The sequence below is a fragment of the bacterium genome (genome assembly GCA_019912885.1).
GTDB lineage: Bacteria > Lernaellota > Lernaellaia > JACKCT01 > JACKCT01 > JAIOHV01.
The window spans coordinates 1-8,462 of record JAIOHV010000061.1 but is presented as its reverse complement, the minus strand read 5'-3'; the positions used below and the strand labels follow the sequence as shown (position 1 = coordinate 8,462).

At 61.8% G+C, this 8,462-nt stretch carries 8 protein-coding genes; all 8 read left to right on the top strand.

Annotated elements, in window-relative coordinates:
• Positions 1-174 precede the first annotated feature (174 nt).
• Complete coding sequence (locus K8I61_05245) at positions 175-741, top strand: biopolymer transporter ExbD (protein ID MBZ0271419.1); 567 nt, start codon at positions 175-177, stop codon at positions 739-741.
• Positions 742-1,260 carry a biopolymer transporter ExbD gene (locus K8I61_05240; GenBank protein MBZ0271418.1) on the top strand — a complete coding sequence of 173 codons (519 nt, stop codon included), beginning with the start codon at positions 742-744 and terminating at the stop codon, positions 1,258-1,260.
• 90 nt (positions 1,261-1,350) lie between these two features.
• Positions 1,351-2,658, top strand: coding sequence for an AgmX/PglI C-terminal domain-containing protein (locus K8I61_05235; protein ID MBZ0271417.1), 1,308 nt, complete (start codon positions 1,351-1,353; stop codon positions 2,656-2,658).
• 36 nt (positions 2,659-2,694) lie between these two features.
• The gene (locus K8I61_05230; GenBank protein MBZ0271416.1) at positions 2,695-3,246 is read left to right on the top strand and encodes a hypothetical protein; all 552 of its coding nucleotides are present in this window, start codon (positions 2,695-2,697) and stop codon (positions 3,244-3,246) included.
• Positions 3,247-3,306: 60 nt separating this feature from the next.
• Entirely contained in the window at positions 3,307-4,539 is a 1,233-nt protein-coding gene (locus K8I61_05225) for an outer membrane beta-barrel protein (GenBank protein ID MBZ0271415.1), read from the top strand.
• 1 nt (position 4,540) lies between these two features.
• The gene (locus K8I61_05220) at positions 4,541-5,431 is read left to right on the top strand and encodes a polysaccharide export protein (GenBank protein MBZ0271414.1); all 891 of its coding nucleotides are present in this window, start codon (positions 4,541-4,543) and stop codon (positions 5,429-5,431) included.
• An 11-nt stretch (positions 5,432-5,442) separates the two neighbouring features.
• Positions 5,443-7,572, top strand: coding sequence for a polysaccharide biosynthesis tyrosine autokinase (locus K8I61_05215; protein ID MBZ0271413.1), 2,130 nt, complete (start codon positions 5,443-5,445; stop codon positions 7,570-7,572).
• Between the two features lie 7 nt (positions 7,573-7,579).
• Positions 7,580-8,462, top strand: an 883-nt coding sequence (locus K8I61_05210; protein ID MBZ0271412.1) for a hypothetical protein, incomplete at its 3' end; no start/stop codon positions are given.

Genomic DNA, 8,462 nt, shown 5'->3' with positions numbered 1-8,462 from the left:
CCTCATCGTGGCGATCCCGTCCATGCTCGCGCACGCGCTCATCGAGAGCAGCACGACCAAGATCATCGACGAGATCGACGAATATTCCGTCAAGCTCATCAATCTGCTGACCACGCGGAACCGGGACAAGCGCCAGGCGTCCTAAGGACAGGCGCGAAAGACTAAGGAAAGACCGTGGCGGGACGACCAAGCCAACGCATACACGGGAAGTACGACAAGCGGGATCTGAACATCCTGCCCGTGCTGAACGTCTTTTGCATCCTGATTCCGTTCCTTTTGCTGTCCGCGTCATTCGTCTCGCTGACGATCGTGGATACGGCGCTGCCGGCTCGCGGCAAGCCGGATCAGGCGCAGGCGGAATCCTCGGCACCCGACAAGCCGAAGCTGACGCTCACCGTCTTCATTCGCGACGAAGGCTTCACGCTGGCCGGATACGGCGGCGTCCTGGACGTGGGCGACGCCCCCGCGGGCGAAGGAGACGCGAGTACGGCAAACCGTTTCGTCATCGAGAAAAAGAACGGCGAATACGACTGGGACAAGCTTTTGGGTAACCTCAAAAAGGTGAAGGAATCCTTCCCCCAGCACTACTCGATCATTCTGCTTCCGGACAACGAGATCTCGTACGGGACGATCGTGAAAGTCATGGACATCTCGAGGGAATACGAATCGACAACGCCGGACGGCGGACGGCAGCAGCACTGGCTGTTTCCGAGCCCGGTCCTGGCCTGGAGCGTGAAGTAAATGGCGTTTCCGGCTTCCAAGCGCAAGCGCATCGAGGGCCACCTGAAAAAGCCCGAACAGCTCCGGCTTACGAGCATGATCGACATGTTCACCATCCTGCTCGTGTTCCTGCTCAAGTCCTATTCGGCGGTCGAATTCAACGTCCAGATTTCCAAGGATCTGCATCTGCCGACCTCGATCAGCCAGAAACTGCCGGTGGAGACCGTCATCCTGACCGTCGCGCAGAACTCCGTGCTGGTCGATGGCGAGGTCGTCGCCAACGTGGATCAGGAATTCGAGATCGTGGGCGCCGAGCGCGACGCCATCGAACTGCCGACGCTGACCGCGGTTTTGAAGAACAAATACTCACGCTTTTCGCGCCAGGCCAAGGGCCGGGGCGAGGAATTTCGCGGCGATATCACGATTCAGGCCGACCAGGATATCCCATACAAACTCGTCAAGCGCGTCATCAAAAGCGCGGGCGACGCGGGCTTTGCGAACTTCAAACTGATGGCCTTCAAGGAAGAGCGGGCCGGATGACATCGCGAAACGTCAAACATGATAAAATTTCCAATGAAAACTGGCGTTCAGACCGGTCTCCGGCGGACGAGGTGAGGCGGTAGCCAAGGCATGGCCATTTCGATCCAGCGCAAAGCCATGAAGATCGGGCTCGTCCAGGACGGCAAGCTCGTCTCCGAGAGCGTTCTCCAGGACACCGACGTGGTGACGTTCGGCTCCGATCCGTCAAACACGATTACGGTGGCGGGAAAGAACGTTCCCAAAAGCCACAAGCTCATCACCCGCGCCGGTGACGAGTTCCGCCTGCATCCACTTGCCAACATGTCCGGCCGCGTCGCGGTCGATTCGGGCGCGAAGGATGTCGGCGAACTGGCCGGGAAAGATCTGCCCCTGGGCCAGGCCGGCAAGGGCACCGTCAATTTTGGCAAGACGACCGTCCTCTTTCAGGTCGTCGTTGCGCCGCCGCCTCCGCCGCTCACCGGGCTGCCGAAGGAATTTCGCCGCGGGATGATCCACAAGATCGAACCCGCTTTCGTCATCATCCTGATTTGTTCGGCGATCCTCCACATCGCGACGATCGCGTACCTCAATTCGCTGCCCGCCCAGGAGAGTCTTTCCGAGGACCGCGTCGCGCAGTTCCAGAACCGCATCGCGCAGATCGACATCACCGAAATTCCGCCGGAAGAGCCGCTCGAAGACAAGGCCCTCGAGGAAAAGAAGGAAGAGCCGAAAAAGGCCGGCGGCGAGAAAAAGGCCGAGCCCAAGGAGGCCCCTCCCGGCGATCCCGGCCCGCCGGCGGAAGAGCCGGTCGAGGATGTCGCCACCAAGGGTCTCATCGGCGTCATCACCGCGCTCAAGGAATCCGGCGGCGCCGTGGATGACATCATCAGCGGCGGAACGACCGACAGCGGTCTGGATACCGCGCTCTCCAAGATCGCGGGCGGTGTCGACGTCGCGTCCGGCGGCAAGGGCCTCGAACAACGCGGCGGCGGCAGTGGCGGCAACCTGACGGCAACGAGCGCCGGCAACCTCGGCACCGTCGGCGGCCCGCGTTCCGTCGACAGCGGCGAGAAAAAACTGGTCAAGGTGGCGCGGGTTTCGACGGGCGGCAGCAGCATGCCGTCGAACGTCGACGCGGGTTCGGTGCGCGGATACATCATGGGACGCATCGGCCTTGTCCGTAGCTGCTACGAGCGCGCCCTGAAACTCGATCCGACCCTGCAGGGAAAAGTCGGCGTCTCGTTCAACATCGGCGCCGACGGCGGCGTCACCAGTTGCTCCGTGGCGAGCAACACGATCTCGAATCAGTCGGTCGCGGATTGCGTTTGCCGTTCCGTGGGCCGTTTCCATTTCCCGGTGCCGCCCGAAGGCGGAGCCGCGACCGTCAACTACTCCTTCATCTTCACGCCCGCGGAATAGCGGGCATCGGGCGAAGTCGTCCGGGAGGGATGAACGATGGCTAGGCCTTTTTTGTTGCTGGCAACCTTGGCGCTCGTTGCCGCCTTCGGCGCGACGCAGCTTTTCGCCCAGGCGGTCGTCGAGGAAGAAAAGGCGGCCGTCGTTCAAACGGATAACTTCGTCAAGTTCCTCCGCGCGTCCGTCGCCGCGATGGACGCCGAGGAAAAGGACGCGCGCCAGAATCAGGACACGCTGCGCCTCAATTGCGTCGCACCGCGTCTTGCGGATTTGCGGCGCATCCTCGCGGACACGCTTGTCAATGCCAAGGCCCTTCGCCAGGCGGCGCTCGAACAGAATCCCGACAAGATCGAGTCGGAGTTCCTGAAGGTGCAAAAAGACAAGAAAGTCGCCGAGCAGCTCGTGCGGCTGGCGAACGAATGCTACAGCCGGATCGGCGCGGACGGTGGGTTCACCGAGTCGGTCGAGCGGTTCATGGGACGGAACATCAATCCGCTGGGTGCGGATTTTGGAGCGTTTGAACGGGTCGATATGCCCGAACCGCAGCCGCCGTTGTACGAGCCGTTGCCGGAAAGTCCGGCCACGCTTTAGCCGCTCGAAACGGCACGGGTTTCGTATTCTTTTTCAATCGGAAGCTTTTCCGGAGTGTTGATGAGGCGATTGTTTGCCCGGTCGATACCATGCGGCGTTTTTTGCGTGCTTTTCGCCGCGACGCTCGTTGGCGACGCCCATGCCTTTGAGGAATCCGAAGGCATGCGGTTCGGCGCCTTTTCGTTGCACCCGTCTGTCTACACGTCGATCCGCTACGTCGACAATATCTATTTCGTTCCCACGGATTACGAACCCGAAACCGAGGCGACGGTTCCCCAGGAAATCGAATCGGATTTCGTTTTCAATCTGCAACCGGCCCTGAACCTGCGCCTGCGCATCCCGCGTTTCACGCTCGAGGCCGGCTACCGGTTCTACAACGACTCGTATCTGGGCGACGACGATCCGAACAACGTCCATTCGCGCCTGGATGCGACAAACCACACCTTCACCGGCCTTCTCGACTACCAGTCCCCGCCGGGGATCTTCGTCAAGGGCGACGACACCTACGTCGTCCAGAAGGCGTTCGAGCAAAACGCGCAATACGTCGATCTCGTCCAGGGCGACCAAGAGCACAACGAAGCGCACGGCACGCTCGGCTACCGCTATGGCGAGGAGGAAAACCTCTACATCGCCGGCACCTACACGAACATCTGGGACCAATACGCCGAACCGTTCGAGTTGCTCAACCGCCGCGGCAATTTCGGCGACGGCGATCTGCGCCTCAAATTTTTCCCCAAGACCGCGCTCGTCCTGCAGGGCGGCGCCGGCGAATACGTCTATCCGGAAAATCCGGACGGCGACGCCACGGTTTATTACGGCATGGGTGGCGTGACGGGTCAGTTGACCCGCGTCTTGCGAATCATTCTCAAGGGCGGATACCACGTCAGCGACTACGCCGAAAACGACGACTACCAGGGCCCGATCGGCCAGGCCGAGCTCTCGGCGCTCTGGAGTGAGGATGCGCGCGTCGCCCTGGGCGTCCGGCGGCAGATCCTCGATTCGTCCACGACGAACTTCTACGTCTCCGACGAGGTCTACCTGCTCCTTTACCGCGTCTGGGGCCACCGCCTGGCCACCGAGGGATACGGCAGCTATCAGTCCAACGAATTCTCCGACCCGTTCGACCGGCACGAGGACTACATCCAACTACGCGCCGAATTGACGCTGCGTCTGATATACTGGCTCTACCTCGGAGGCGGCTACCAGTACGACACGCTCCAGTTCGATGACGGCGATACCGAAACCACCACCAATCGCAATATCTATTTCCTCAAGCTTCTCGCGAAGTTCTAGCTTGAAAGCCGTCTTCGCCGCCGTCGCCTTCGCCGCGATCGCCGCGGCCGCGTCGATAGCCCTCGCGGCCGGCTATGCGATCGGCCCGGGCGACGTGCTGGACATCAAGGTCTATGGCGAGGAGGACCTCAGCAAAAAATACGAAGTCGCCTCCGACGGCACCCTGCGTATGCCCTGGATCGGCGCCGTGCCGGTTTCCGGGCTGACGCCGCGCAACGTCGAGGCGCGCCTCGAGGAACTTTTCGGCGAGCGGCACCTCGTCGATCCGCAGATTTCGGTTGTCGTCGAACAATACCGATCCAAGAAATTCTACGTGCTGGGCCACGTCAAGACGCCGGGCGCCTATCCGCTCCGCGGCGAGACGCGTGTGCTCGACGCGCTTTCGATCGCCGGCGGCATTTCGCCCGACGGCGACAAGTCTTTCGCGTTGATCCGCGGCGGTAACGAGCTCGATACCGAGCAGGTCCGTTCCCTTCTGAACGAGGCCGGACACGAAAAGGACTTCGAGGATTTCACGCGCAAGACCGGAAAGGCGATCGATGTCGTGCGGATCGACGGCTATCGCCTGCTTGACCAGGGCGACCTGTCGCTGAATCTCACGCTCGAGCACGGTGACATCCTCTCCGTGCCGAAGGCGCGCTACGTCTATTTCGACGGCGAGGTCAAAAAGCCCGGGCCGGTTCCCTACGAGGAAGGCCTCACGCTGTTGCGGGGGATTTCGCTGGCCGGCGGCGTCACGACCTCCGCCGGAAACAAGGTCATCGTCACGCGCGATGACGACGGGAAAAATCTGACGATCAGCCTCAATCTGAAAAAATTGTCCAGGAACACGAAGGCCGACTTCACGTTGCTGCCCGACGACATTGTGAAGGTCAAGCGCAGCCTGTTTTAACGGAGACGCGATTGGCTCGATTGCGACATCGCGGCGGTTTCGATCCGCGGGAGTACGGCAAGGTCCTTGTCAAGCGCCGGTGGACCGTCGTCACGTTCTTCTTCATCGTGCTCACGCTGATCACGCTCGGCACGTTCATGCAGGCGCCGGTCTACCGCTCGACGGCGCTCGTGCAAATTCTTCCCGAGGCGCCGAACGTCGTCGAATTCAAGGAGGTCGTGGCTCTTGGCTCGCGCAACTACTGGGCACTGAAGGAATACTACGAGACGCAGTTCCGCATCATCCGCTCGCGCCAGGTCACGGCCGAGGTGATCGATCGCCTGAGCCTTGCCGAGGTCGATCCGTATCGCACCGCGAAGGACGCCCCCGCGACGCTCGCCGACCAGATCGACGTCGAGCCGATCAAGAACTCGCAGCTCGTCGCGATCCACGCCGAGTCGACCAATCCCGAACTCGCGATGAAGATCGCGAACGCGGTTGCCGAGGTCTACCAGCGGCAGAATCTCGAAAGCAAGCGCGTCACCTCGCGGGATGCTCTCGACTGGCTCTCCGGCGAGTCCCACACCATGCGCGAGCGGCTCGAGGAAAGCGAAAAGCGCATGCAGAACTACATGGAGAACGCGCAGGTCTTTTCGTTCGAGGAACGCTTCAATATCGCCCTGCGCAATCTAGCGAAATTCTCCGAGGCCGCCGCGGAGGCGCGCCAGCACCGCATTGAAACCGAGGCGCTCTATAACAAGTACCGCGAGATGGCCAACGCAGGCGAGGGCGACATGATCCCCGCGGTCATGGAAAACAAGCTCGTCCAGGAACTGAAGTCCGAACTCGTCATCATGGAGAAGGACCTCGCGGAACTGAAATCGAAATACAAGGAAGGCCATCCCCAGGTTCAGGCGCTTTTGCAGCAGATCGGCGTGATCGAAAGCGAGATCGGCGGCGAAATCAAGAACACGCTTGGATCCATCAAGGCCGAGTTGATTATCGCCCAAAGGCGCGAAAAGGAGATGGACCTCGCCGTCATCGAGGCCCGGGCCGAGGCGCAGGAGGTCAGCGAAAAGGAGATCCAGTTCAAGGCGCTGCAGCGCGACGCCAAGGCCAATCAGCTCGTCTTCGACGAGCTGCAAAAGCGCGCGAAGGAAACGGAGATCACGCGCAATCTCGCGGCGAACAACATCTCCATCGTCGAGCAGGCGCGCCTGCCCGAGCACCACATTCGCCCGCGTCGCAAGATGAACGTCATGCTCGGAGCGCTGCTCGGTATCCTCGGCGGCGTCGGTCTCGCGTTTTTCATGGAGTACGTGGACAACACGATCAAGACGCAGATCGACATCGAAAACCTCACGGACGTGCCGTTTCTCGGCATCATCCCGAGCTTTCAGTCCGACGACGACGAGATTCCGCCCGACGATCTTTACAGCCACCACAACCCGAAATCGAGCATCACCGAGTCGTGCCGCGCGATACGCACGAACATCATCTACAGCTCGCCGGGCCGCGAACTGCGCAGCCTGCTCGTCACGAGCGCCGGACCGCAGGAAGGCAAATCGACGACCGTCATCAACATGGGCATCATTTTCGCGCAGGGCGGACGGCGCGTCTGCCTGGTCGATTCCGACCTCCGCCGCCCGCGCCTGCATAAGGCCTTCGGCGTCGATCGCGATCAGGGGCTGACCAACTACGTCATGGGTGAAATCCCGCTCGAGGACGCGGTGACGCAAACCGAAATCCCGAATCTTTTCATCGTGCCGTCCGGGCCGATACCGCCGAATCCTTCCGAATTGCTCGGCAGCGAGCGCATGGACGCGATCATCGAGGAGTTGCGCGGGCGATTCGACATGCTGATCTTCGATTCGCCGCCGGTGGTCGCCGTAACGGACGCCGCGGTGCTTTCGAAGCGCGTCGACGGCGTCATGCTCGTCGTCAAGGCCGGCAAGACGACCACCGACATGTTCGATCGCGCGCTGCGTCAGATGGAGGACGTCAAGGCGCACATCGTCGGATCGGTCCTCAACGATTTCAATCTGCGCGGCGAGGGTTATCGCTACTATTATTACTATCACTACTACCGCAGCGACGACGGAACGACGCCCGATCGCCGGCGCAAGAAGCGAAACCTCGGCGAAGATCGCAAGTCGGCCTGAGGCCGCCATGCGCAGCTTCGGCGCCGAACGGCTGTCCGCATCGGTCGAAATCCTGCTGCTTGGCCTTTTGATCTATCTGCCGATCGCGCTTGGCGGCGTCGCGGCCGCGCATCGCGCGCCCGCGTTCGTTCTCGCCGCGATTCTCGCCGTTCTTGCCGTTATCGAAGCGCGCGCGCGGATCGGCCGGGGCGATACGCGCATCCTCGAGCGGCTGCGCGATGCGCGGCCCGCGTTTTACGCCGGCGCGGCCTTTCTGGCCGTTGGCGCCGTGCAGCTTCTTCCGCTGCCCCGAGCCCTGGCGCGATGGCTCGCCTTTGACGGCCGCATCGTCCCCGGCGCTTTCATGCCAATGCACCCCGCGCCGGAGATCGGCCTGCGCCACTTGCTGACGTGGATGATCGCGATGCTTGTCTTCGCCACGATCGTTCTTCTCTACGAACGCCAAACGCAGATCGTTCGGCTCACGCGAACGCTCGCGGCCGTCGGTGTCGGCGAGGCGCTCTACGGCCTTATCGAGTGGATGAGCGGACATCAGCACATCTTCGCGTGGGCGAAGACCTCCTACACCGACGTCGCGACCGGCACCTTCGTCAATCGCAACCATTACGCGGCCTATCTGGCGATGGCGCTTGGCCTTGTCGCCGGCGCGATGCTCTTTGAGTTTTCGCGGCGCCGCGAACTCCGGCGCGAGGACGCGGGCGCGATCGAACGTCTCGGCTTTCTCGCATTCGCCGCGGTCGTCATGCTCGGAGCGATGGTGGCAAGCGCGTCACGCGCGGCTCTTGCGTCGCTGATTTTTGCTCTGGCTCTTGCGGGCATCACACAATTTCGCGGCAAGAATCGCCGTGCGTATTTCGCCGTTCTCGCGGGCGTGGCGCTCGTGGCGGTCC